This is a genomic window from Amycolatopsis sp. YIM 10 (assembly GCF_009429145.1).
GTDB lineage: Bacteria > Actinomycetota > Actinomycetes > Mycobacteriales > Pseudonocardiaceae > Amycolatopsis.
This window is the reverse complement of the sequence record NZ_CP045480.1, coordinates 5,520,953-5,544,002: the sequence shown is the minus strand read 5'-3', so window position 1 is coordinate 5,544,002 and position 23,050 is coordinate 5,520,953. Positions and strand designations below refer to the sequence as shown.

The 23,050-nt window shown below is 70.5% G+C and carries 28 protein-coding genes; 9 read left to right on the top strand and 19 right to left on the bottom strand.

From position 1 onward, the window contains the following. Nucleotide 1: 1 nt before the first annotated feature. Nucleotides 2-643, bottom strand: a complete 642-nt coding sequence (locus tag YIM_RS26310) for a LysE family translocator (protein ID WP_153032885.1) — start codon at nt 641-643, stop codon at nt 2-4. Nucleotides 644-782: 139 nt separating this feature from the next. On the opposite strand from YIM_RS26310, the gene YIM_RS26305 reads away from it, so the two are divergent. Further along, entirely contained in the window at nt 783-1,919 is a 1,137-nt protein-coding gene (locus YIM_RS26305) for a CdaR family transcriptional regulator (protein ID WP_153032884.1), read from the top strand. Between the two features lie 36 nt (nt 1,920-1,955). Here YIM_RS26305 and YIM_RS26300 read toward each other — a convergent pair whose 3' ends face one another. Next, nucleotides 1,956-2,363: an organic hydroperoxide resistance protein gene (locus YIM_RS26300; RefSeq protein ID WP_153032883.1), complete on the bottom strand. Its 408-nt coding sequence runs from the start codon at nt 2,361-2,363 to the stop codon at nt 1,956-1,958. Between the two features lie 77 nt (nt 2,364-2,440). Here YIM_RS26300 and YIM_RS26295 point away from each other — a divergent pair, with 77 nt between their 5' ends. Then, the gene (locus tag YIM_RS26295; protein ID WP_153032882.1) at nt 2,441-2,932 is read left to right on the top strand and encodes a MarR family winged helix-turn-helix transcriptional regulator; all 492 of its coding nucleotides are present in this window, start codon (nt 2,441-2,443) and stop codon (nt 2,930-2,932) included. On the opposite strand, the gene YIM_RS26290 is transcribed toward YIM_RS26295, so the two are convergent. The 6 genes from YIM_RS26290 to YIM_RS26265 form a co-directional block, all read right to left on the bottom strand. Further along, a complete protein-coding gene (locus YIM_RS26290; protein WP_153032881.1) occupies nt 2,929-4,206 on the bottom strand; it encodes an MFS transporter in 1,278 nt (425 codons plus the stop codon). The genes YIM_RS26295 and YIM_RS26290 overlap by 4 nt on opposite strands. Nucleotides 4,207-4,211: 5 nt before the next feature. Beyond that, nucleotides 4,212-5,216: an Ldh family oxidoreductase gene (locus YIM_RS26285; RefSeq protein ID WP_153032880.1), complete on the bottom strand. Its 1,005-nt coding sequence runs from the start codon at nt 5,214-5,216 to the stop codon at nt 4,212-4,214. A 75-nt stretch (nt 5,217-5,291) separates the two neighbouring features. Next, nucleotides 5,292-6,044: an IclR family transcriptional regulator gene (locus YIM_RS26280; protein WP_153032879.1), complete on the bottom strand. Its 753-nt coding sequence runs from the start codon at nt 6,042-6,044 to the stop codon at nt 5,292-5,294. 42 nt (nt 6,045-6,086) lie between these two features. Continuing rightward, entirely contained in the window at nt 6,087-6,614 is a 528-nt protein-coding gene (locus YIM_RS26275) for a dihydrofolate reductase family protein (RefSeq protein WP_153032878.1), read from the bottom strand. 23 nt (nt 6,615-6,637) lie between these two features. After that, complete coding sequence (locus YIM_RS26270; RefSeq protein WP_153032877.1) at nt 6,638-7,657, bottom strand: sigma-70 family RNA polymerase sigma factor; 1,020 nt, start codon at nt 7,655-7,657, stop codon at nt 6,638-6,640. A gap of 127 nt (nt 7,658-7,784) precedes the next feature. After that, nucleotides 7,785-8,183 (bottom strand): helix-turn-helix domain-containing protein, encoded by a 399-nt coding sequence (locus YIM_RS26265; protein WP_228004022.1) that lies wholly within the window; start codon nt 8,181-8,183, stop codon nt 7,785-7,787. A gap of 92 nt (nt 8,184-8,275) precedes the next feature. Here YIM_RS26265 and YIM_RS26260 point away from each other — a divergent pair, with 92 nt between their 5' ends. Further along, nucleotides 8,276-8,995: a TylF/MycF/NovP-related O-methyltransferase gene (locus tag YIM_RS26260; RefSeq protein WP_153032876.1), complete on the top strand. Its 720-nt coding sequence runs from the start codon at nt 8,276-8,278 to the stop codon at nt 8,993-8,995. A gap of 66 nt (nt 8,996-9,061) precedes the next feature. Here YIM_RS26260 and YIM_RS26255 read toward each other — a convergent pair whose 3' ends face one another. After that, nucleotides 9,062-9,859, bottom strand: a complete 798-nt coding sequence (locus YIM_RS26255; protein ID WP_153032875.1) for an SDR family NAD(P)-dependent oxidoreductase — start codon at nt 9,857-9,859, stop codon at nt 9,062-9,064. A gap of 252 nt (nt 9,860-10,111) precedes the next feature. On the opposite strand from YIM_RS26255, the gene YIM_RS26250 reads away from it, so the two are divergent. Further along, nucleotides 10,112-11,380, top strand: coding sequence for an acetyl-CoA carboxylase biotin carboxylase subunit family protein (locus YIM_RS26250; protein WP_153032874.1), 1,269 nt, complete (start codon nt 10,112-10,114; stop codon nt 11,378-11,380). Between the two features lie 59 nt (nt 11,381-11,439). Here the strand turns inward: YIM_RS26250 and YIM_RS26245 are convergent, their stop codons facing one another. The 3 genes from YIM_RS26245 to YIM_RS26235 are packed head-to-tail and all read right to left on the bottom strand — an operon-like array spanning nt 11,440 to nt 13,158. After that, on the bottom strand, nt 11,440-12,342 hold the full coding sequence (locus YIM_RS26245) for an alpha/beta hydrolase fold domain-containing protein (RefSeq protein WP_153032873.1): 903 nt from the start codon (nt 12,340-12,342) through the stop codon (nt 11,440-11,442). Nucleotides 12,343-12,401: 59 nt separating this feature from the next. Further along, a complete protein-coding gene (locus YIM_RS26240) occupies nt 12,402-12,701 on the bottom strand; it encodes a hypothetical protein (protein ID WP_153032872.1) in 300 nt (99 codons plus the stop codon). Nucleotides 12,702-12,717: 16 nt separating this feature from the next. Next, nucleotides 12,718-13,158 carry a MerR family transcriptional regulator gene (locus YIM_RS26235; RefSeq protein ID WP_153032871.1) on the bottom strand — a complete coding sequence of 147 codons (441 nt, stop codon included), beginning with the start codon at nt 13,156-13,158 and terminating at the stop codon, nt 12,718-12,720. 111 nt (nt 13,159-13,269) lie between these two features. Between YIM_RS26235 and YIM_RS26230 the strand changes: the two genes are divergently transcribed. The 3 genes from YIM_RS26230 (at nt 13,270) to YIM_RS26220 (ending at nt 16,982) form a co-directional block, all read left to right on the top strand. Continuing rightward, entirely contained in the window at nt 13,270-14,676 is a 1,407-nt protein-coding gene (locus YIM_RS26230) for a DHA2 family efflux MFS transporter permease subunit (RefSeq protein ID WP_153037258.1), read from the top strand. A gap of 62 nt (nt 14,677-14,738) precedes the next feature. Further along, a complete protein-coding gene (locus YIM_RS26225) occupies nt 14,739-15,719 on the top strand; it encodes an alpha/beta hydrolase family protein (RefSeq protein ID WP_153032870.1) in 981 nt (326 codons plus the stop codon). A 75-nt stretch (nt 15,720-15,794) separates the two neighbouring features. Next, nucleotides 15,795-16,982: a glycosyltransferase gene (locus YIM_RS26220; RefSeq protein WP_153032869.1), complete on the top strand. Its 1,188-nt coding sequence runs from the start codon at nt 15,795-15,797 to the stop codon at nt 16,980-16,982. Here YIM_RS26220 and YIM_RS26215 read toward each other — a convergent pair. Beyond that, complete coding sequence (locus YIM_RS26215) at nt 16,979-17,476, bottom strand: hypothetical protein (RefSeq protein ID WP_153032868.1); 498 nt, start codon at nt 17,474-17,476, stop codon at nt 16,979-16,981. The two genes, YIM_RS26220 and YIM_RS26215, sit on opposite strands and share 4 nt — an antisense overlap. A 4-nt stretch (nt 17,477-17,480) precedes the next feature. Beyond that, nucleotides 17,481-17,909, bottom strand: a complete 429-nt coding sequence (locus tag YIM_RS26210) for a hypothetical protein (protein WP_153032867.1) — start codon at nt 17,907-17,909, stop codon at nt 17,481-17,483. A 92-nt stretch (nt 17,910-18,001) separates the two neighbouring features. Between YIM_RS26210 and YIM_RS49305 the strand changes: the two genes are divergently transcribed. Continuing rightward, nucleotides 18,002-18,592: a DUF6506 family protein gene (locus tag YIM_RS49305; protein ID WP_228004021.1), complete on the top strand. Its 591-nt coding sequence runs from the start codon at nt 18,002-18,004 to the stop codon at nt 18,590-18,592. Here YIM_RS49305 and YIM_RS26200 read toward each other — a convergent pair whose 3' ends face one another. Together YIM_RS26200 and YIM_RS26195 are read right to left on the bottom strand one after the other, a co-directional pair. Continuing rightward, nucleotides 18,593-19,090 carry a MarR family winged helix-turn-helix transcriptional regulator gene (locus tag YIM_RS26200; RefSeq protein WP_153032866.1) on the bottom strand — a complete coding sequence of 166 codons (498 nt, stop codon included), beginning with the start codon at nt 19,088-19,090 and terminating at the stop codon, nt 18,593-18,595. 30 nt (nt 19,091-19,120) lie between these two features. Continuing rightward, nucleotides 19,121-19,582, bottom strand: a complete 462-nt coding sequence (locus tag YIM_RS26195; RefSeq protein ID WP_153032865.1) for a DUF6194 family protein — start codon at nt 19,580-19,582, stop codon at nt 19,121-19,123. Nucleotides 19,583-19,644: 62 nt separating this feature from the next. Between YIM_RS26195 and YIM_RS26190 the strand changes: the two genes are divergently transcribed. Beyond that, the gene (locus YIM_RS26190; RefSeq protein WP_153032864.1) at nt 19,645-20,352 is read left to right on the top strand and encodes a MerR family transcriptional regulator; all 708 of its coding nucleotides are present in this window, start codon (nt 19,645-19,647) and stop codon (nt 20,350-20,352) included. On the opposite strand, the gene YIM_RS26185 is transcribed toward YIM_RS26190, so the two are convergent. From YIM_RS26185 to otnK, 3 genes are read right to left on the bottom strand one after another with little or no spacing between them, the layout of a single operon-like run. Further along, complete coding sequence (locus tag YIM_RS26185) at nt 20,338-21,138, bottom strand: DeoR/GlpR family DNA-binding transcription regulator (RefSeq protein ID WP_153032863.1); 801 nt, start codon at nt 21,136-21,138, stop codon at nt 20,338-20,340. The genes YIM_RS26190 and YIM_RS26185 overlap by 15 nt on opposite strands. Before the next feature lie 3 nt (nt 21,139-21,141). Beyond that, nucleotides 21,142-21,804 (bottom strand): class II aldolase/adducin family protein, encoded by a 663-nt coding sequence (locus YIM_RS26180; protein ID WP_153032862.1) that lies wholly within the window; start codon nt 21,802-21,804, stop codon nt 21,142-21,144. After that, nucleotides 21,801-23,033, bottom strand: coding sequence for a 3-oxo-tetronate kinase (gene otnK / locus YIM_RS26175; RefSeq protein ID WP_153032861.1), 1,233 nt, complete (start codon nt 23,031-23,033; stop codon nt 21,801-21,803). Before otnK ends, YIM_RS26180 begins: the two co-directional genes overlap by 4 nt. Nucleotides 23,034-23,050: the final 17 nt, after the last annotated feature.

Below are 23,050 nucleotides of genomic sequence, written 5' to 3'. Positions count from 1 at the left end.
TCTAGGTGGTACTCCGGTCCGCGACCAGGCGGATGGCGAGTGCGCCGAAGATGGCCGCGGACACCCGGTCGAGCCAGCGGCGGATGGACGGGCGGCGCAGCAGGAGCGCGGCCAGTGCGCCGGCGGTCAGGCCGACCGAGCCGTCCACCGAGAGCCCGACCGCGATGAAGACCGCGCCCAGCACCAGGAACTGCGCCCACATCGGCCACGCGGCGTCCGCGTGCAGGAACTGCGGGAAGAACGCCAGGAAGAACAGGATCACCTTGGGATTGGCCAGGTTCGTCAGCACCGCCAGCACGTAGGTGCGCCGCAGGCTCCGGTCCGGCACCGGCTCGGGATCGGTGTTCGCCAGTGCCTGCTTCGACGAGCGCAGGGTGCTCACCGCCAGATAGACCAGGAAGGCCGCACCGGTGATCCGGATCGCGTCCAGCACCGCCGGGACCGCCTGGAGCAGGGCGCCGAGGCCGAGCGCGGCGGCGACGGTGTGCACGGCGAGCCCGGTGGACATGCCCAGCGCCGCGACCACCCCCGCCCGCCTGCCCTTGGCGATGCCGTTGGCGACGATGAACAGCATGTCCGGCCCGGGTACCAGGCTGATGACCAGCGCGGCGGCCACGAAGGCCAGCAGTACGGAGAGATCCACAACCGCATCAGACCACACCGAAACCTGTGCTCGGTAGCGGTTTTCCCACTGGCCCACTGCTGTCGAGCGGAATCGCGCCTTCCGGCCGGGCCACCAGTTCACTACGATCCCCCGGTCACCTCTTTTCGAGGGAGCCGGTGTGAGCGACCTTTTCGAAGTGCTGGAGAAACGCGCCGAAGCGAACGCGCGCGCGGAGATCATCGCCTACGGCCGGGAAATCCCGGATTACCGGCGAGAAGCCGCGGATCCGCGCGGGCACGCGGCGATGCTCGACTACGCCATCTGGTTTCGCCGTCATACCGTCGAAATGACGCGGGAAAACACGCAACTGGGTGAGGAAGCGCTTGCCTTCATCGGTGAGATCGGCAAGCAGCGCGCGAGCAACGGGTTCAGTACGCGGGCCGCGGAATCGGTGCTGGTGCTGCACGCGAACCTGATGCTGCACGAGATCCACGACGCGGCGGGCGACGGCGAGGACCTCAACGCCCTGCTGCGGCTCACCGCGTGGTTCGGCACGCAGGGATTGCGCGGAACGGCCGCCTACATGCGCGGCTATCTGGACGAACAGGCATTGCGCGTCAAATTGGCGCAGCGGGTGAGCAATTTCGCCGAATCGCTGCTGGCCGACGCCGCAACGGCCGGGGAAATCGCCCGGAGTCTCGGCGTCACCGCGCACGAGGAATACGTGGTGGTGGTGCTCCGGTGCCCGGCCACCCCGGAAACCGGGGAAATCGTGGAACTGGCGTTCAAACAGCACGCCGTTCCGCTGCTGTGGCGTCATCCGGACGAGGTGGTGGCGCTGATCCCGGCCGGGCACGACGACCCGCTGACCGTGGTCAGGGCGCTCGCCGAGCTGACCGGCGGACCGTGCGCGGTGGGCGCGGCCACCGGACGGACGGGCTCACTGGCCGAGGCACTGGCGGTGGCGGGCCGGGTCGCGCGGGTGGCTCCCCGCGAACGGGTTCCCGGCGCGCTGTACGGGATCCCGGAGGTCTTCGTGGAACTCGGCGTGGCCAGGGTGCCGGAGGTCGACGAGTGGCTCGGCGACCTGGTGCGCTGCCTGGCGAACGGCCCGGATCTGGTGGCCACCCTGGACGCCTACTACCGCAACGACATGAACCGGCTGGTCACCGCGCTCGCGCTGCACATCCACCCGCGCACGCTGGACTACCGGCTCGGGCGGGTCCGCGACCTGGCCGGGGTCGACCCGGGTTCGGTGCGCGGCATCCGCATCCTGAGCAGTGCGGTGGCGCGGGCGCTGCGCGAGCCGGACTAGGCACCGTCCGGACGTGCGCGGCGCCCGCCGCCGGGGTCACTCCACGACGAGTTCGACCGGGATGTTGCCGCGGGTCGCCTTGGAGTACGGGCACACCTGGTGCGCCTGCTCGACCAGCTCGCGGCCGGTGCCCTCGTTGATCTCGGCGGGCAGCTCCACACGCAGGGTGACCGCGAGCGCGAAGCCGGTGTCGTCCTTGTCGATGCCGACCTCGGCGGTCACCGAGATGTCCTTGGTGTCCACTTTGGCCTGCCTGCCGACCAGGCCGAGCGCGCTGGCGAAACAGGCGGCGTACCCGGCGGCGAAGAGCTGCTCGGGATTGGTGCCGTTGCCGTCGCCGCCGAGCGCGGGCGGCATGGCCAGCGCCAGGTCGAGCCGGCCGTCGGAGCTGACCGCCTTGCCTTCGCGGCCGTTGGCGGTGGCCGCCGCGGTGTAGAGCGCCATGGGATTCCTTCCGTCGGGGTCTGCCCAAAAGAGTTGCACACAATTGCGTTGTGCGCAACCTAATGTAGGCTGGGGGCATGACCGCGAGCCACCACCAGGCACCGCCCGTGACGGCGGAGGAGTTGTTGCGCCTGGACAACCAGATCTGCTTCGCGTTGCACGCGGCTTCCCGCGCGTTCGGCACGCTGTACCGGACCGCGTTGCGCGAGCTGGACCTGACCTATCCGCAGTACCTGGTGATGCTGGTGCTGTGGGAGTCCGACGGGCTGCCGGTCAAGGAGATCGGCGTGCGGCTGCGGCTGGACTCCGGCACGCTTTCGCCGTTGCTCAAGCGGCTGGAGGGGGCCGGGCTGATCCGGCGGTTGCGCAGCGAGCAGGACGAGCGCTCGGTGGAGATCCACCTGACCGCGGCCGGCGAGGCGTTGCGCGAGCGGGCGCTGGACGTGCCGCGGCAGATCGGGGCCGCCACCGGGATGCCGGTCGCCGAGTTGAAGGACCTGCGCGCCAGGGTGGCCGCGCTGACCGCCGCCATCGACGGCACCGCCGACACCAGCGAGGGATGCCCCTAACTCGCGATGTCCACCTCCCGGCTTTCCTTGGACAGCACGAAGGCGACGAACGAGACCAGCGCGGTGAAGATCATCCAGACGGCCACCAGCCAGCCCTTGCCGTCGGCCTGGGCGACCAGCGCGGCGGCGATCAGCGGTGAGAAACCGCCGAGTGCGGCGCCGATCTCGCGTGAGGCGGCGAAACCGGTGTAGCGCACGCGCGCGCCGAACAGCTCGGCGTAGAACGCGGGCTGCACGGCGATCATCGGCGCGAAGCCGAGCGTGGTCGCCACCAGCAGCGCCAGCCAGACCAGCGCCGGTTCCCTGGTGTCGAGCAGCAGGAAGAACGGGAACGCGAAGGCGGCGGTGAAAACCACGCTGAACAGGTTCAGCGGCCGCCGCCCGATCCGGTCGGACAGCGCGCCGTACACCGGTTGCAGCGCGATCACCGCGACGCTGAACAGGATCACCCCGGTCAGTCCGACCCAGCGTTCCATGCCGAGGGTTTTGGTCAGGTACGTGACGGTGTAGGTGGCGTAGATGTAGACGACCGCGGTGTCGCAGATGTGCGCGCCGATGCCGATGCCGAAGTTACGCGGATACCGCCGCAGTGCGTCGAAAACCGGAAGTTCGACGGTATCCCGCGTCGCCGCCATTTCGCGGAACACCGGCGATTCGGCGACGCGGAGCCGGACGTAGAGCGCGACACCGATGAGCACGAAGCTGAACCAGAACGGTATCCGCCACGCCCAGGCGAGCACGGTCTCGCGGCCCAGTTGCTCGACCAGCAGGAACACCACGGTGCCGGACAGCAGTCCGATTTGGACACCGGTCTGCGCGAACGAGGTGAAGAAGCCGCGGCGCTTCGGCGGGGCGTGCTCGGCGAGCAGGGTGGACGCGCCGCCGAACTCGGCACCGGCGCCGAGCCCCTGGCACATCCGCAGCACCGTCAGCAGGATCGGCGCGGCGATGCCGATGCTGTCGTAGGTCGGGAGCAGGCCGATCAGCCCGGTGGACACACCCATCACCAGCGTGGTGACCACCAGCGTGGAGCGGCGGCCGATGCGGTCGCCGAGGTGGCCGAAGAGGAATCCGCCGAGCGGGCGCACCGCGAAACCGACGCCGAAGGTGGCGAAGCCGACGATGGTGCCCATCGCCGGATCGGCGGTGCGGAAGAACAACTCGTTGAACGCCAGCGTGACGGCGAAGCCGTAGATGAAGAAGTCGTACCACTCGAGCGCGGTGCCGACCACGGAGGCACTGACCACGCGGCGCAGCTCGGCGGGGGCGGTCATGATCACTACTCCCTCGATAGGGCGTGCAGTTCCTGCCAGACGGCTTCGGCGAGCGGGATGCCGTCGCGTTCGCGTTCGCGCCTGGCGCGTTCTTCCGGCTCGCCGGGGACCTGGACCCCGGTGTGCCCCTCGGCCGTCCTGGTCCGGCGCAGCTCGGCGCGGAACTGCTCGGTGTGCTCGCGGAACTGCCGGGGATCTCCGAAGGCGGCGATGTCGAAGGCGGCCAGCACGGTGCCGAAGCCGCCGCGGTAGCCGGGCATGCTGCCGATGCCCGTGCCGGAGATGAGCCCGCCGACGATCTCGATGAGCACGCTCAGGCCGTAACCCTTGTGCCCGCCGAAGGGCAGCAGCGCGCCGCCGGTGTAGAAGTCGCCGGGATCGGTGGTGGCGCGGCCGTCCCGGTCGAGCACCAGGCCTTCGGGGACGTGCTCGCCGCGGTCACGGGCGAGCGCGAGCTTGCCTTCGGCCACGCCGGAGGTCGCCCAGTCCAGCACGATGGGCGGTGCGCCGGCGGCGCGGGGGACCGCCCAGGCGAGTGGATTGGTGCCGAGGCGGCGTTCGGCGCCGCCGTACGGGGCGACGGTCGGATCGGCGTTGCCGAAGGCGATCCCGATGAGGTCGTGCTCGGCGAGTTCGGCGACGTACTCGCCGAGCCTGCCGACGTGGTTGCAGTCGCGGATGGTCGCGATGCCGGCTCCGGTCTTGGCGGTGGTCCGCCGCAGCTCGCGCACCGCCCGGTGGGCGGCGAGCTGGCCGAACGCCTTGTTCCCGTGCACCACCACCGCCCCTTCTCGGACCTGTTCGGCGTCCGGCCGGGCGCGGGGGTCGATCTGCCCGGCGCGGATCTGGCCGAGGTAGGCGGGCAGCCGCCGGACCCCGTGCGAGTCGTGGCCGAGCAGGTTGGACCGGACGAGCGAGGCCGCCACCCGCTGCGCGTCCACTGTGGACACACCGGCGCCGGTCAGGATGCTCACCGCCAGCTGCTGGAGTTCGGACGCCGCTACCCGCATCCGTTCCACCTGACGGAACGCAGTTCCACCAACATCACCCGATGATGCCAGAAACTCACCCGGTTGTGAACCAGGTCACATGGCTGGCGCGCCCAGGGCCTGGGAAGCGGCGAAGGCGGCCCGGGTGACCAGCGCGGCGACGTGGTCGTCCGGCTCGGCCAGGTGGACCAGCGTCGCGGCGGAGAGGGCGCCGAGGACCTGCCCGGTGTGGTCGTGGACGACTGCGCCCACCGCGCGCACGCCCGGTTCGTTCTCCTCGTGGTCCTCGGCGTGACCGACGGAGCGCACGGTGGCCAGTTCGGCCAGCAGCGCGTCCACGTCGGTGATGGTGTGCGAGGTCCGCGCGGCGAGGCCGGTGCGCGCGGCCAGCGCGCGGACCTCGGAGTCCGGCAGGCTCGCCAGGATCGCCTTGCCGATCGACGTGCAGTGCAGCGGCAGGCTCATCCCCACCCGCGACGCCAGGTGGTACGGCTTGGCGCCCTCCAGTTTCGCCACGTACACCGCTTCGTCCCCGGAAAGCAGCGCCAGGTGCACCGTCCACCCGGTGCTTTCCTGAAGCTCACGCAGTACCGGCCGCACCTGCTCGGCGATGTCCAGCCGTTGCAGGAACCGCCCCGCCAGGCTGAGGATCCTCGGTCCGCCGACGTAGCTGCCGTGCCCGTCCGGCCGCGCGAACCCGTGTCGCACCAGGGTTTGCAGGATCCGGTGCACGGTCGGCTTCGGCAGCCCGGCGGAGGCGGCGATGTCGGCGATGCGCGAGTGGTCGGCGAGCGCTTCGAGCACGCTCAGCGTTTTGTCCGCCGCCGACAGCGGAGCCTGGCCAGCCATGGCACCAATGTAGGCGACCGGCGATCACCACGCCCCGCTCCGTCAGCGGGCCACCCGGAACCACAGGCCGCTCTCGCCGATCGGCTCCAGCCGGATGTTCGTGCCACCGGGATGGCCGAACAACCGGACGCCGTCGCCGAGCAGAACCGGGACGACGAACACCAGGATCTCGTCCAGCTCACCGGCCGCCAGGCACTGCCGGGCCACGTCGGCGCCGAGCACGTTGACGTACTTGTCCCCGGCCGCGCCCTTCGCCATTGCGATGGCCTTGGCCAGGTCGTCGACGAAGGTGACCCCGGGGGCCGGCACCGGCGGCGCGTGGTGGGTCAGCACGAACTGCGGGCCCGACCAGCCGCCGCCGAACGCCTGCCCGGCCTTCTCCGGGTCGTCGCGGTGCGGGTCGTCCCCGCCGAAGGTCCGCTTCCCGGCCAGGATCGCGCCGATTCGCGGGATCAGGTCGTCCACGGCCGGTTCCGGGCCGAGGTGCTCGGTCAGCCACGACATGTCACCGCCCGGTCCGGCGATGAAACCGTCGAGCGACATGCTGGCCGAATACAGGAGCTTGCTCACGGATTGCCTCCTCGTTGGTGGGCTTACCCGTGTTGCGACGCCACCGGGACCGAAAACTCATCGGTCCACGTCCCTGGCAGCCCGAACAGGGGGAACAGCCGGGGGTCGTGGAAGGCGTGTGCTTCGGCGACCAGATCGTGCTCGATCCGCACCAGCGAGATCGCGAAGGCCCGGAACTCGTCGTCGCCGGGCCGCCGGAGGTAGCCGGCCACCGCGAGCTGGTGGTTGGCGGCGATCGGGCGCATCCGGAACCGGCCGACGTAGTCCGGGGAACCGGTGTCCCAGCTGGAGGCCAGCGCGGCCACCACCGAATCGCGGCCGCGGAACCACATCGGCCACGGCGGCATCGTGGTCCGCACGTCCTCGGCCAGCAGCGCGCCGACCGCGGCCGGATCGGCCCGCTCCATCGCCTCGATGTACTTGCGCAGCACGGCCCGCTCGCGATCGGTGGGACTCGGCCAGTCGAGCCGCCGCTCGGGCAGGTGCTCCCGCAGCGTGGCCCGCGCCCGCTGGAGCGCGCTGTTGACCGAGGCCACGCCGGTGTCCAGCTGCTGGGCGACCTGCTTGGCCGGCCAGCCCAGCAGGTCACGCATCAGCAGCGCGGCCCGCTGGCGCGGGGGCAGGTGCTGGAGCGCGGCCAGGAACGCCAGCTCGATCGTCTCCCCGGCGATCACCTCGGCGTCCGGTTCGGAGTCGGCGGGGGCGGCCGGTTCCCAGAGGTGGTCCGGGAACGGTTGCAGCCACGGGATGTCCTCGCGCGGCTCCAGCGAGGTCGCCGGATCCGACGGGCCGGTGCGGTGGTGGGGGAGCACCCGCCGGGACCGGCCGGCCAGCACGTCGAGGCAGGCGTTGGTGGCGATCTTGTACAGCCACGCGCGCGGGGTCGAGCGGCCCTCGAAACCGTCGATGGCCCGCCACGCGCGCAGGAACGTCTCCTGCACGATGTCCTCGGCCTCGTCGAACGAACCGAGCATCCGGTAGCAGTGCACGCGCAGTTCGCGCCGGTGCCGTTCGGTCAGCGCGGCGAACTCGTCAGCGTCCATCTTCGGCTACCGGCTTCTCGGTCGGGAACAGGATCGGGCTGAGCAGGTACTGCGCGCGGCCCGGCGCGGGCTCGTTGCGCAGGTGCGGCACGATCACCTCGCGCAGGCCCTCGAGCAGCGCGGTGAGTTAAGCCGGATCGAGCCAGAGCGCGTGCTGACGGTAACCGACCAGGTCCGCGGCCGGATCGGCCTGCTCGCGGTCGAGGTAGGCGTTGAACTCGGCGATCAGGATCGTCATCGCGACGGCGAACCCGCGGCGGTGCTCGTCGGGCGAGACCACGGCGTCGATCACCGCGCGCTCGCGGTTGAGCCGGTACCGCCGCTCGACCGCGCCGCGTACTCGCTGTTCACCGTCCACTTCGAGCACTCCGGCGTCGGCGAGCAGGCCGACGTGCCGGTAGACCGTCGCCTTCGAGACGTCGGGCACGCGATCGCACAGTTCGGCGGTGGTCAGCACGCGGTCGCCGGTCAGTGCGTGCACGATCCGCAGCCGGACCGGGTGCACCAGTAGTTCCAAGGTGTCCACCGCGCAACGATCTCACACCGTGCGACCGGCGGGTGGCCGGTCGGCAATTCCAGGAGAAGAGGATCCGGGGCAGGAATTGATAATCTCGATGAATGACAGCATGGTATGAATCGCAGCGATTTCTCCGCAAACTCCGGCGATTCTCCGCCGGTGCGGCCGCCGATGCCGAACGTGCCGAACACGCCGAACTGTTCCGCCGGTTTTCCCCGTACAGCCTGATCACCGAAGATCTTTTCTGTGACAACCTCGCGCTGGTGCGGGAACGGCTGCGCGATCTCGACGGCGCCGTGGTCGAATGCGGGACCTGGAAGGGCGGCATGGCCGCGGCCATGATGCAACTCGGCGGCCCCGGGCGCACGTACCACTTCTACGACTCCTTCGAGGGTGGGCTGCCGCAGGCCACGCCCACCGACGGGGAGGACGCGATGACCTGGCAGGCTGCCACCGACGACCCGTTGTACTTCGACAACCTGCGCACCAGGGCGGAGGATTTCCGGGCGCTGGTTGGCGAAGCGGGCTTTCCCGAGGTGCACGTCCACGAGGGCTGGTTCGAGGACACCGTTCCACGCTACGACGGAGAGCCGATCGCCGTGCTGCGGCTCGACGGCGACTGGTACGACTCGACCATGGTCTGCCTGGAGCACCTCTACCCGCACGTGAAGGCCGACGGCATCGTCATTCTCGACGACTACGATGCCTGGGACGGGTGCAGCCGCGCGGTGCACGACTACCTTTCCCGGACAAAATCCACCGCGCGCCTCCGCCGGTTCGGCGAAACCGGAATCACCCTGCTGCACAAGGTGGACGACTGAACGGCAAAACGCACAAGGCGGATTTCCCGGGAGCACGGGAAATCCGCCTCTTTGGTGCGGGACGAATCAGTCGGGCACCGAGCCGCAGGTCATGTTCGTGATCGTGCCGGTCATCGCGGCCGCGCGATCCGACGCGAGGAAAACCGCCACGGCGGTCATTTCGGCCAGCGTCGGCGTGCGCTGGAGCATGGTCCGCTCCGCCAGCACGTTCGCGTGGCCCTCGGGGTCGAGCCCGTCGGTGGCCTCGACCGGGGTGTCGAAGACGTTGGTGTGCCAGTCTTCGGCCCAGGCGCCGGGAATGCCCTCGGAGCGCAGGCCGAGCACACGCACGCCGTGGAGGCCGATTTCCGCGGCGAGGCACCGGGTGAAGGTCTCCACCGCGGCCTCGGCGACCGCGGTGCCGCCCATCAGCGGCCCGACCAGTTTGGCCGGGGGAGAGGTCAGCGTCAGGATGACCCCGGACCGCTGCTCGACCATGCGGCGGGCGGCCGAGCGCATGGTGTGGAAGTTTCCCACCGTCGCGATCTCGATCGGCCGGGAGAAGTCCTCGGCGCTGATGTCGAGCAGCGGCACCCCGTGCACGTCGCCGTGCGAGATGAGGTTGAAGGACACGTCGATCCGCCCGGCCTCGGCGGCGACCTTGTCGAGGTGGTCGTCCACCGCCTGCTCGTCGAGCGCGTCGACGACCGCCGCGTGCGCGGTGCCGCCGGACTCGTTGATCTCGGCCGCGACCGCTTCGAGCGGAGCTGCGGTGCGTCCCGCGAGGTAGACTGCGGCCCCGTCTTCGGCGAAGGCGCGGGCGACCGCCCGGCCGATGGCACCACCGGCGCCGTAGACGACGGCGTTCTTGTTCGCAAGCAACATGGGGCTCTCCTCCAGCGCCGCCCTGACCGGATGTCATCAGGACGTTACCGGCCGGCCGTGCCTCCGGGCGTATCGAATATTGCTCGTTGTTCAACGCGGTGGTTGGTTTTTTCCCGCGACACGGGTGATCGGGTCACCGGTAGCCGAAGTGGCGGCAGGAGCGATGCCCGATCCGGAGTAGTTCCGCTGGGAGTTGACGGTCGAGTTCGGCGAAACCCGTTTCAACCCCTTGCCAGCGGGTACCGGAGTCACATGGTGATGGATGTATTCGTGGTGGGACTGGACGAAGAGAACGAGCGGACTCTGCACCGCATACCGGACGCGGAGAACTACCGCTTTCACGGGTTGCTGACCATTGAGGACATCCAGCACGGGGAGATCCCGATCGAGGAGCTGCTCGAAAAGGCGCAGCGGGAGCTGGACGCCTTCGACGGCGAGATCAGCGCGATCATCGGCTATTGGGACTTCCCGGTCAGCACCATGGTGCCGATGCTGTGCCGCCGGTACGGGCTGCCGTCGGCACCGCTGGAGGCCATCGTCAAGTGCGAGCACAAGTACTGGTCCAGGCTGGAACAGTCGAAGGTGATCGACGAGGTCCCCGAGTTCGCGATCGTGGATCTGGCAGGCGATGCGGAAAAACCGGAGAAGATCGACTATCCACTGTGGCTCAAACCGGTGAAGTCGTTCTCCTCGGGGCTGGCCTTCAAGGTCACCGACGACGAGACCTTCACCGAGGCGGTGCGGGAGATCCGCGAGGGCATCAGCCGCGTGGGCAAGCCTTTCCAGTTCGTGATGGACCAGTTGGAGCTGCCGCCGGAGATCGAGAACATCGGTGGTGAGGCCTGCCTCGCCGAGTCGGCGTTGAGCGGGGTCCAAGCCGCCGTCGAGGGATACGCCTACAACGGCGAAGTGGTGGTCTACGGCGCGCTCGACTCGATCAACTACGAGGGCACCACGTCGTTCCTGCGCCACCAGTACCCGTCCCAGCTGCCCGACGAGGCGCAGACGCGGATGAGCGAGATCGCCCAGCGGGTGATCAAGCAGGTCGGGCTCGAGCACGGCACGTTCAGCGTCGAGTTCTTCGTGCACCCGGAGAGCAACCAGGTGTGCCTGCTGGAGATCAACCCGCGGCATTCGCAGTCCCACGCGGAACTGTTCGAGGACGTCGAGGGCGTGCCGAACCACTACCGCGTGGTGCAACTGGGCCTGGGCCGCGACCCGGTCGCGCCGGCGCGGCGCGGGAAGTGGGGGATCTCGGCCAAGTGGTACCACCGCCGGTTCGAGGACGGTGTGGTGGAGCGCGTGCCGACCGACGAGGAGATCGCCGAGATCGAGCAGCGGATCCCCGGTGTGCAGATCGAGCTGGTCGTCCAGGAGGGACAGCGGCTGTCCGAGCTGCCCGCCCAGGACTCCTACAGCTTCGAACTCGCCGACATGGTGATCGGCGCGGCCAGTGAGAAGGAGATGTCGGAGAAGTTCGACCAGGTGGTCGAGGCGCTGGACTTCCGCTTCCGGGACTGACCGCAGTGACCGGCAGTGACCGGCACTGATCGGTGCTGACCAGCGCTGGTCAGCACCGATCAGCGCAGTACCAGGTGCGCGATCCGGCGGGTGGCGTCCCGCGCCTCGCGCAGCGTGGTGAGCATCCACGCGTGGATCATGCCCTCGTACTCCCAGTACTCCAGGTCGATGCCGCGCTCGGCGGTCACCGTGCGGAACCGCCGGGCGTCGGCGAGCAGCACGTCGCGGGTCCCGGCGAACAGGCTCAGCCTGCCGAGGCCGGTGAGCTTGCCGTTGACCGGGCTCAGCCACGGGTCGTCCAGCGGCAGGCCACCCGCGTAGAGGCGCGCGGCTTCGGCCAGGCCGGGCACGCTGAGGTACGGATCCAGCCGGTCCAGCGCGGGCAGGCTCGGATGGGTCAGCGTGGCGTCCAGCCAGGGGGACAGGAGCACGATCTCCTTGGGCTGCGGCTCGTTCGCGTCACGCAGCCGTTCGGCGAGCACCAGGGAGAGCGCGCCGCCGGCGGAGTCGCCCATCAGCACCCGGCTGTGCGGTTCGGCGTCACCGAGCAGCCGGTCGTAGATGCGGCCGATCAGCGGCACGGTCTCCGCGGCGGTCGAACCGGGCGCGAGCGGGTAGACCGGCACGGTCACCGAGCCACCGGTGCGCAGCGCCAGCCGTCGCGCGAACTTCCAGTGGTCGCTCTGGATCTGGTGCACGTAGGCACCGCCGTGCAGGTAGAGCACGTGCTTCGCGCTGGTCGGCGCCGTCGGGCGGATGGTGTAGCACGGGGTGCCCTCGACGTCGGTCCGCACGACGGCGGTACCGCGGTGGGCCGGCGGCGGTGGCTCCTCGCGGTCGTGGCGGCGGCCGCTGTCGACGCTCTCCCGGAGCTTCTCCGGGTCGGCGAAGACCTGCTTGCGGCGCAGCACGCGCAGGGAGGCGATCAGTGCCCTGGCTCGGAGGCTGGGTGCGGTTCGCATACCAGGGCATACCCGGACCGGGTCCGAGCTATGCCTTGGCGGTCACCGTCGGAAGTCCTTTAGCCGTCCACGCGGAAGAGCAGCCGGATGACCGCGCGTTCCAGGGTTCCGCGGCGTTCGTCGTCGCCGGCCAGTTCCTTGAACCGGTCGTTGAGGTCCTCGGCCCGCACCTCGTGCCAGCCGTGGCCGGAGCGGTGGACCAGCAGGCGATCGCTGCCGGAGTTGTTGCGCCGCAGCGCTTTCACCGCCTTCGCCAGCATCGGGTCGCGGACCGAGACCGCGCGGTCGGCACCCTCCGGAACAGCAACGACCCTCCCCGGGGCAGGTGGACTCCCGGCCGCGAATACCCGCCGCGGCAAGGGAATACACCCCGTTTCAGCGGTCGGGCGCCCAGAGCCGGTCGGCGTCGCCGGCGGCGAGCCTGCCCCGGTAGACGTCGATCTTGCGGTCGATGAGCTTGAGGTTTTCCTGTACTTCGGCGAGTTTGGCGGCCACCTCGGCGCGGTGGGCCTCCATCAGCGCGAGTCGTTCTCGCTCGTTGCCGCGCCCGGCGGAGACGAGTTCCGCGTAGCGCCGGACGGTCTTGATGGGCATGCCGGTGGCCCGCAGCTTGGTGCAGACGGTGATCCAGTCCAGGTCCGGTTGCCGGTAGCGCCGTCTGCCGCTCGCGGTGCGGTCGACGGTGGTGACCACCAGGCCGGCGCGTTCGTAGTAGCGCAGGGTGTGCACGCTGACGCCGGTGCGGCGGGCGGCCTCGGCGATGGTCAAGCCCGCCTCGGGGAACCCGGTGGACGGCTGGGGGTTGACTTCGAGCACGCTCTAAAACTTAGCGTCCTGGCAGTGACCTCTTCAACGTTCTCGAATCCGGCGTTCTCGAATCCGACGCCGGACGACGCGGCCGGTGAACCCGGTCGCCGTCGGTTCCTGGTGCTGGCGATCTGTTGCGTCAGCATGCTCGTGGTGGTGATGGACATTTCCATCGTCAACGTCGCGATACCGGCGATTCGTCATGATTTGCCCGCTTCGATCTCCGGTCTGCAGTGGACGGTCGACGCGTACAGCCTGGTGCTGGCGGGTTTCCTGGTGCTGGGTGGTTCCACCGCCGACCGGGTGGGCAGGCGGCGCGTCTTCCAGGCCGGCCTCGCCGTGTTCGGGTTCGGTTCGCTGCTGTGCGCACTGGCGCCGGGCATCGGCTGGCTGGTCGCGGCGCGTGCGCTGCAGGCTGCCGGTGGCACGATGCTCAACCCGGTGGCGATGTCGATCGTCGTCACCGCGTTCCCCGCCCCGGCCGAGCGGGCCAGGGCGATCGGCGTGTTCGGCTCGGTGTCCGGCCTGGCGCTGGCGCTGGGCCCGGTCCTCGGCGGCGCACTGGTCGACGGCCTCGGCTGGCGCTCCGTTTTCTGGATCAACGTGCCGATCGTGGCCGCCGCGATCGTGTGCACCGCGCTGTTCGTGCCCGAGTCCCGTGCCGCCAGGGCACGCCGGTTCGATCCGGTGGGCCAGCTACTGGTGATCCTGGTGCTGGGCAGCGTCGTCTACGCGATCATCGAGTCCGGCCGGTCGGGCTGGACCTCGCCGGTCGTTCTCGGCCTGCTCGCCGTCGCCGTGCTCAGCGCGCTGGGCGTGCTCGCCTACGAACCGCGCCGGGCCGACCCGCTGCTGGAGTTGCGCCTGTTCCGCAGCGTGCCGTTCAGCGCGGCGATCCTGATGGCGCTCTTCGGCCTGTGCGGGTTCGGCGCTTTCCTCTTCGTGACCACGCAGTACCTGCAGGAAGTGCGCGGTATGCCGGCGCTGACGGCCGGGCTGTGCCTGCTCCCGGTCGGGGTGCTGGTCGTGGTGCTCTCCCCGGTCACCGGCCGGCTGGTCGGGCGGCGTGGGCCGCGGTTGCCGCTGGTGGTCGCCGGGACCGCACTGGCACTGGGCGGCGTCGCGTCGAGCTGGCTCGGCCCTGCCACGCCGCTGCCCGCCGTGATCGCGATCTACCTGCTGTTCGGGATTTTCCTCGGCACCGTCAATCCGCCGATCACCAACACGGCGGTCGCCGGAATGCCTCGTTCGATGGCCGGGGTGGCGGCGTCGCTGTCCTCCGTGGGACGGCAGACCGGTACCGCACTGGGTGTCGCGATCTCCGGCACGATCGTGGGCTCGGCGCTGGCTCGCGGTGGGACGGCGTTCACCAGCGCGGAGCACGGCGTGTGGTGGCTGGTGTTCGGGCTCGGCGTCGGCATTCTGTTCGTGGGACTGCTCAGCAGCGGGCGCTGGGCCCTGGACACCGCCGAGCGGGCAGCCACGTTGTTCGATGAGGTGGATCGGGGCGCCGCCGCGAGATCTTGACCACCACCCGCCCGCGCGGAAAGCTGAACGTGTCGACGCGACAACCGAGAGCGAAGGCCGTCATGCTGCGAAAAGCGCTGGTCCTGCTGTTGACGCTGGTCAGCCTGGCGGTCACGCCGCCGGCGCTGGCTTCACCCGGCCGGGCGGTGGTGCTCGAGGAGCGCGTGCTCGGCGACCGCATGGTGGAGCTGCTCGTGCGGTCCCCGGCACTGGACGCGGACGTCGGCGTGCGCCTGCTGCTGCCGAAGGACTACGGCGCCAAGCCGGGCAAGCGGTGGCCGACGCTCTACCTGCTGCACGGGTGCTGCTCGGCCGCCGAAGGTCACATCGAGTGGACCACCTACAGCGACGTCGAGGACTACACGAAGGACCTGAACGCGCTGATCGTCATGCCCGAGGCGGGCGACGTCGGGTTCTACTCGGACTGGCTGTCCGGACCGGCCTGGGAGACCTTCCACCTGACCGAACTGCGCCGATTGCTGGAGCAGCGCTACCGCTCCGGGCACGAACGCGCGGTGGCCGGGCTGTCCATGGGTGGTTTCGGCGCATTGTCCTACGCCGCGCGGAATCCCGGCATGTTCCGGGCCGCCGCGTCCTACAGCGGACTGGTGCACACCACATTCGGCGGTGAACCGGCCACCACCGGAATCCTGAACCTGATCGCCGCCTTCGGGGAGGACCCGCTCAAGTTGTGGGGTGATCCGGTCGCACAGGCCCGGATCTGGGCCGCGCACAACCCGTACGACCTGGCCAGGCGGCTGCGCGGGATCCCGGTGTTCCTCGCCTCCGGCAACGGAGAGCCGGGTCCGCTGGACCCGCTGGGGGCCGCGTTCGACCCGCTGGAGCAGACGCTGGGTGCGCAGGCGGTGGTGACGGCGGACCGGCTGCGCGAGGTGGGCGTCAAGGTCACGACCTGCCTGTACGGGCCAGGCACGCACACGTGGCCCTACTGGGAACGGGAACTGCACCGCTCGCTGCCGATGCTGGCCAAGGCGCTGGGCGTGCCGTTCACCCCGCCGGAAGCACTGCCTGCCGCCTGCTGACCTCTCTTCCCACTTCAACGTATAGCGGGTAGCGGGGCTTGCGGCAAGACCCCGGACCGGGTCCAGAATCCGGCAATGCGAATTCTGCTTTCCACCATCGGATCACGCGGTGACGTCCAGCCGATGCTGGCGCTGGCCGTCGAACTGCGGGCGCTCGGCCGCGAGGCCCGGCTGTGCGCACCACCGGATTTCCGGGCGCCCGCGGAAGAACTCGGGATCCCGTTCGTCGCGGTCGGGCCGGAATTGCGGAGTACCGCGAAAGCCGCGGTGCCGGTCGCGAAAGCCGATCCCGAAGTGCGCCGGAAAATGGTCGAAGGCACGGTCACCGCGCAGTTCGAGGCGATCACCGAAGCGGCAGGGGGCTGCGACGCAATCGTCGCGGGCGGTGCGCTGCAGGTCGCCGCGCATTCGGTGGCCGAGCGGCTCGGCATCGCCTACGTCTACGCGAGCTACTGCCCGATCACGCTGCCCTCCCGGTACCACGCGCCGCCGCCGACGCCGATGGAACGGCCGGAGGGCGCGACCAACCGCGAACTGTGGGACCTCGACGCCCGGCACTTCACCGAGTTGTTCGGCGCGAAGCTCAACGAGCACCGCGCCGCTGCCGGGCTGGCGCCGATCGACGACGTCCGCGGGCACATCTTCACCGGAAAGCCCTTGCTGGCGGCGGATCCGGTGCTCGGCCCGTGGCCGGAACCGGCGGAGCTGGAGGTGCTGCAAACCGGGGCGTGGATCCTGCCCGACGAGCGTCCGCTGCCGCCGGAGGTCGAGGCGTTCCTCGACGCCGGTGAAGCTCCGGTCTACTTCGGCTTCGGCAGCATGCGTGCGCCGGGTGACCTGGCCGAGTCGATGATCGGCGCCGCCCGAGCCCTCGGCCGCCGCGCGATCCTGGCGCACGGCTGGGCGGACCTGGAGTTGCCGGACGATGCGCCGGACTGCCTGGCCGTCGGTGAGATCAACCAGCAGTCGCTCTTCGGCCGGGTCGCCGCCGCGGTGCACCACGGTGGCGCCGGCACCACCACGGCGGCCGCCCGTGCCGGAGCGCCGCAGGTCGTGGTGCCCCAGACCTACGACCAGCGGTACTGGGCGCAACGGGTGCGGCAGCTCGGCATCGGTGCCGCGCACGCCCCTGGCGCGCCGGACACCGCGTCGCTGACTGACGCCCTGGCAGCGGCACTGCGGCCGGAAGTGCTGCCACGCGCCAAATCCGTGGCGAGCAAGATGCGCGCGGATGGGGCGGCCGTTGCCGCGAAACTGCTCTAGGACCCGGCCATCCAGGGGCGCGTCCCGATCACCCATGGCCGCCACTGGTCGATGTCCGAGGCGTAGATCGAAGTGTCCGCGGGGAATTCGCGCAGCCCGCGGGGTAGCGACCAGGACGCGGCCAGGTGGCACGTGCCGAAGGTGAGCAGCATCGGCGTCGACGGCCGGGCGGCGACCAGCCGGTCGAACAGGACGCGCGCTTCCCGGCGCTGGTCCTCGGTGTCCCGGCGCCGGTGCCAGAACTCGATCTCGACCCGGTAGGCGTCGATGGCCTGGACCTCGTCGGGCTCCGGATCGGGCAGCGCGGAGTAGTTGTGGCCGACCGCCAGGCCGACCAGACCGTCCACAGTGGAGGCCGGGCCGCGCAGGCCGATCTCCTCGGGATCGCCGCCCTGCACCGGGATCAACTCGAAACCGAGTTCGCGCATGAACCAGTCCGCCTCGCCGGCGATGGGCGTGGTGCTGTCGAGGTAGAGGTATTCGTAGTGACCCACCGGTTCAGCCGAGCGCTTCCCGCAGCCGCTGCGTCACGTCCCACGCGGCGGCGCAGTGCGGGCCGGGAGCGCTGTCGACGTCGTGGTAGCGGACCTTCGCCAGCACCACGCGGACCGCGATCGGCGGCCCGTCCGGGACAAGCCGGTCGACTTCGCGCGGATCGATCGACGGGAGTTCCCCGAACAGGCTGGGCCTCGGCAGGCCGGTGAGGTTGGCGAGCACGCCCTGGCTGATCGCCGAGCCGCACTTGTCGTGCCGATACCGGCCGAACTCGTCGAAGCCGTAGTCCAGGTCGGCGGCGAACTCGTAACCGGTGCGCCCGCCGGGCAGCGGCTCGAAGTCGAGGGTGAAGTTGACGAAGTCCGGTGCGCAGTTGGCGGGCCGGTGGTTGAAGAACCTCAGGCCACGTACCGCTCTGCCGGGGAATGTCATGCGTTCAGCCTAAACAGCGGGGAATAGGGACGGAGGCACCTTGGTTAAGCTTGGCATCAAGTAGTTCAATGGCAAGCTATCTGGAGGGTGTCATGGACGAGCTGTTCCTCTTCCTGGAGGCCGGGGCGGACCCGGCCCGCGATCGCGTGGTGCAGGACTTCGGCGGAAGCGAATCGCTGCTGGTCTGGGTGCCGGACGGGGCGGCGGCCGCGCGGGTGGCCGCCGAGCAGGTGGCCGCCGGGACCCGGTTGATCGAGCTGTACCGCGGCTTCGACCTGGTCACGGCCGGGCAGGTGATCGAAGCGGTCGACGGGCGGGCGGCCGTCGGCGTGGCCGGGTTCGGCCTCGGTGGCGGACCGGCCGGGCCGGTCAGCGACACGGCGACCGTGTTCGTCGGCCATCCGGAGGCTGATCCGGCCGTGCACCGCGTGGTGCGCGAACACGGTGACGGCAGGCGCACCACCGCGGTCGCGGTGCCGGACGCCGCCGCGGCGGTGGCGGTCGCGCGTGAACTGACCGGCCAGGGCACCGAGCTGATCGAAATCTGCGGTGGTGCCTCGCTGACCGCAGCCCGTGACGTGGCGGTGGCGCTGGCCGGGCGGGTGCCGGTGAGCCTGGTCAGCTGGCCGGTCGACTCGATCGAGCGCGCCGCGGCGTTCAAGGCGGAGTTCGACGCTGCCTGATCAGCGCCCGGATTCGTTGTGCAGCAACAGCTCCTTGAGTAGGGCGGCGAGGGCCTCCCGTTGCGCGGCGCTCAGTGGCGCGAGGAACTCCTCGTCCGCGGCCAGCACCGCGTCGAGGGCCTTCTCCGCGAGTTCGGCCCCGGCTTCGGTGAGCCGGATGCGCACCGCGCGCCGGTCCGCCGGGTCGGGGTCACGCGCCACCAGGCCGCCGCGTTCCAGCCGGTCCAGCCGCGCGGTCATCGCGCCCGAGGTGATCAGCGCGGTTTCGGCCAGCGCGCGCGGATGGGTGCCACCGGGGTCGGCGCGGCGGCGCAGCGTGTTCAGCACGTCGAAGTCGCCGTAGCTCAGGCCGAGCGGGCGCAGCGCGCCGACCACGGCGGCCTGGCCGTGGCCGGCGCAGCGGAACAGCCTGCCGATCACCTGCAGCGCGCTGACGTCGAGCCCGGACCCGTGTGCGGTCCACTCGTCGACCATCTGGTCGATGGAATCCTTCGGCACGCCCCGAGCGTAACCGGGCCCGACGGGTGATCACGCCCGGCGTTCGTAGCGGGACCGCGCCAGTTCGTAGGCGGTGTGCAGGAGTTCGCGCGCGTCCGCCTCGGTCCGCGGGCCGGGGTTCACCACGGCGAGCCAGCCGACGGTGCCGTAGACCGGATGCGCCATCAGGGTGTCGGCGGCGCTGTGGTCGATCTCCGCGGTGGGTGTCTCACGGGGTGCGTGCCCGGTCCACTTGACGAAGTTCTCCTTGCCCGCGGCGATGTTGAGGCGGAAGGTGTCCGGCCGGTCCAGTCGCGACAGTTCGTCCTCGGGATAGTTCTTGGTCACGATGGTGGCGAAGGGCTGGGTGTTCGTCGGCATCACCCCATCGGGTGCGTAGAAGAAGAACGTGTCGCCCCAGGCCACCTCCGGCGAACCGTCGCCCTCGGCGGGCTGAACGGTCAGCACCCCGTCGAGGCCGTCCACGTACTCGATGATCTCTTCTGGCTTCATGCATTCCAGCGTTTCATTAAGGTGCTTGTGGAGACTTCGACCGGTGAACGTAAGGTCGGCGCGTGCCAACTCTCAACACGGCCACCGTGGCGCGGCGGGCCGGGTGCTCGGTCCAGCAGGTCCGCAACCTCGAACGGGACGGAGTGCTTCCTCCGGCCGCGCGCACGGCGTCGGGGTACCGGCTCTACCGCGAGGTGCACGTGCTGAGCGTGCTGGCCTATCGGGCGCTGGCGGCCGGAACGGGGCCGGTCGAGGCGAAGAAGATCATGCGAGCGGCGCACACCGAGCCGTCGGACGCGCTCGCCCGGCTCGACGCGGCACACGCGCGGCTGCACACCGAGCGCATGGACCTCCGCCTCGCCGAGGAGGCCGCGGAAGCCATTTCCGCCGAACCGATCCTCGAGGTCCGCGCCGCGGACGCGATGAGCGTGTCCGAACTCGCCACCGCGCTGGGCGTGCGCCCGTCGACCCTGCGGCACTGGGACGCCGAAGGGCTGGTCGTGCCGGATCGGGACGAGACAAGGGGATCGCGGCGGATGTACTCGCCCGCGCAGGTACGTGACGCGCGGATCGTGCACCAGCTGCGCGGTGCCGGGTACCGCGTCGGTCCCTTGCGGACACTCATGCCGCAGATCCGGCTGGGCCGCCGGGGTGAGGACCTGCGGGCGATGCTCGCGGCCCGGCAGACGTCGATCACCGCGCGATCGCAGGCTCTGCTCGACGGTGCCGCCGCGCTCAGTGCCGCGATGGCCCTGTCAGGCGACGCCTGAGTTGTCGAGCCCGGCGCGTAGCAGCGGGACGCCGGTTCCGGCGATCTCCGCGGCTGCCTCGTCGTCCAGCTCGTCGTCGGTGATGATCTTGTCGATCTCGTCCAGGCGCAGCACCCGATACCGCGCGAAGCGGCCGAACTTCGCGCTGCCCGCGACCAGCACCGAGGTGGTCGCCGCGGCCAGCGCCGCCCGCTTCACGTCGACCTTCGCCTCGACCGGCGTGGTGACGCCGTGCCCGACGTCCCACGAACTCGACGAGAGAAAGGCGACGTCCAGCGACAACTCGCGGAGGGCGAGCGTGGCGAGCCTGCCCGCGGTGGAGCGGTTCGCCGTCTCCACCCGGCCACCGACGCAGATCAGGTCCACGCCGGGGTGGTCGCAGAAGTCCGCCACGGTGGCCAGGTCGTTGCTGACCACGGTCAGGTCGCGCACCTCGCCGAGGAACGGGCGGATGGCCTGGATGGTGGTCCCGGCGTCGAGATAGATCGTCATCGAGTCGGTGACCATGGTGGCCGCGGCCCGCGCCATCGCGGTCTTCGCGGCCCGGTCGGTGCCCGCCTTCTCGGTGCGGTCGGGTTCGCGAAGCAGCCGCGTGGCGATCTTCGCGCCGCCCGGGGTGGCCTCCACGCTGCCCTGCTTCTCCAGCGCGGCGATGTCGCGCCGGATGGTCATGTGGCTGACGCCGAGCAGTTCGGTGAGCTGGTGGTAGCTCAGTACCTGCGCCTGCCGCAGATGACGCAGGATCTCCTGCCGTCGCTGCTCGGGAATGAGCGGCGGGCTCGCCATGGACTACCTCCTCGGGGCGCTCAGTGTAGTTCGCTCGCGCCAGGGGCTCGACCACCGGCGCGCGAGCGCCGCGGCCGCATCGGCGTCGAGTTCCCGGCGCGCCAGTCCGCTGGTCAGCAGCGTGATCCGGCAGGCCTCTTCGAGTTCGACGGCCCGGTCGACGGCTTCGCCGAGATCCGCGCCCGCGAGCACCGAGCCGTGGTTGGCCAGCAGCGCCGCCCGCAGTTCCCACGGGCATTCGCGCAGGTCCTCACCGAGTCCGGGATCACCCGGCGGGCGGTAGGGGAGCAGCGGTGTCTGCCCGACGCGCATCACGAAGTACGGGGTGAGCGGCGGGACCGCGCTGTGCTCGGCCCACGGTTCCAGGCACGACACCGCCACGGTGGACGGCGAATGCACGTGGACCACCGCCCGGTGCCGGTCGTCGCGCCGGTAGAAGGCGGCGTGCAGCGGCCATTCCTTCGACGGTTTCGCGCCGTCGAGCACGCGCCCGTCGAGGTCGAGCACGGCGATGTCCTCCGGTCGCATCCGCCCGAGCGACACCCCGGTCCCGCTGAGCAGGATGCGATCGCCGTCACGGAGGCTGAGGTTGCCGCTGGTTCCCGGGCTGAGCCCTTCTTCGACCACGCGGACCCCGGCGGCGAGCAGTTCGTCGATCGCGCTCACGCGAGCCGGTCCCACGCCGAGGTGAACAGGTCGTCGGGCCCGAAGTTGCCGCTCTTGAGCGCGAGCGCGATTTCGGTACCGGCGGTGGTGACCGCGCCGCTCCAGCAGATGCCGGGCGCGATCTCCGGGCCGATCCGCAGCAGCCCGATGCCGAGCGCGCGCACGATCGCGCCGCTGGTCTCACCACCCGCCGCGAGCAGCCGGGTGATCCCGGCTTCGGCGACGAGCCGTTGTGCGGCCCCGGCCAGCACGCTCTCCACCGCGGGCGCGACCGGCAGGCCGTCCACTTCGGACACCACGTCCGCTGGTTCGCCCGCCGCGTAGACGATCGGTGCGCCGGCCGGTCCCCGCGCGCGGACCCAGTCGACGATGCGGCCGATTTCGGCGTCGGGCTCGCGCACGGCCGCGCGCGGGTCCACCCGGCGCACCGGCTGGCTGCGGGCGGCGTCGGCGATCTGCCGCCGCGTGGTCGCGGAGGCGCTGCCGCACAACACCACCCGTCCGGTGTCCGGAATGGACTGCCAGTCGTCGTCCGGGGCACCGGGACTGCGCAGGCCGCACGCGAGTCCGGAGCCACCGCTGACGACCGGGCTGTCGGCGACCGCGGCGCCGAGCACACGCAGGTCCTCGTCGTCGATCGTGTCGACCACGACGTACCGCCCTGCCGCGGTCTCGATCGCCGCTCGCACCGCGTCCGGCCCTTGTCGCACGGTCCCGTGGTGGATCTCCGTGACCCCGTGCGGGGTCTGCGGGCGGAGCAGGTCCGCGACCCGGGAACGGGTCATCGGAGTGAGCGGGTGGTGCCGCATCGACGAGTGTTCGAGCAGGTCGGCGCCGACAAAAAGGTGTCCGAGATAGACGGTGCGGCCGTTGGCGGGCAGCGCGGGGGCGACAACCACCTTCTCCGCGCCCAGTTCGTCCGACACGACATCCAGCACCGGGCCGATGTTTCCCGCGTCGGTGGAGTCGAAGGTCGAGCAGTACTTCACGTAGACCTGCTCCGCGCCCCAGTCGCGCAGGCGGTGCAGTGCCGTCCGCGAGCTGTCCACCGCCTCGGCGACGGGTGCGGTCCGCGTCTTGAGCGCGATCACGATGGCGTCGATTTCCGTGCGCTCCGATGTCCCGGGGTCGTGGTCCTCGATCGTGACCGCGACCCGGTACCCGTTGCGGCGCAACATGATCGCCAGATCGGTGGCACCGGTGAAGTCGTCGGCGATGGCTCCCAGCATGGGTCCATCACACCTCA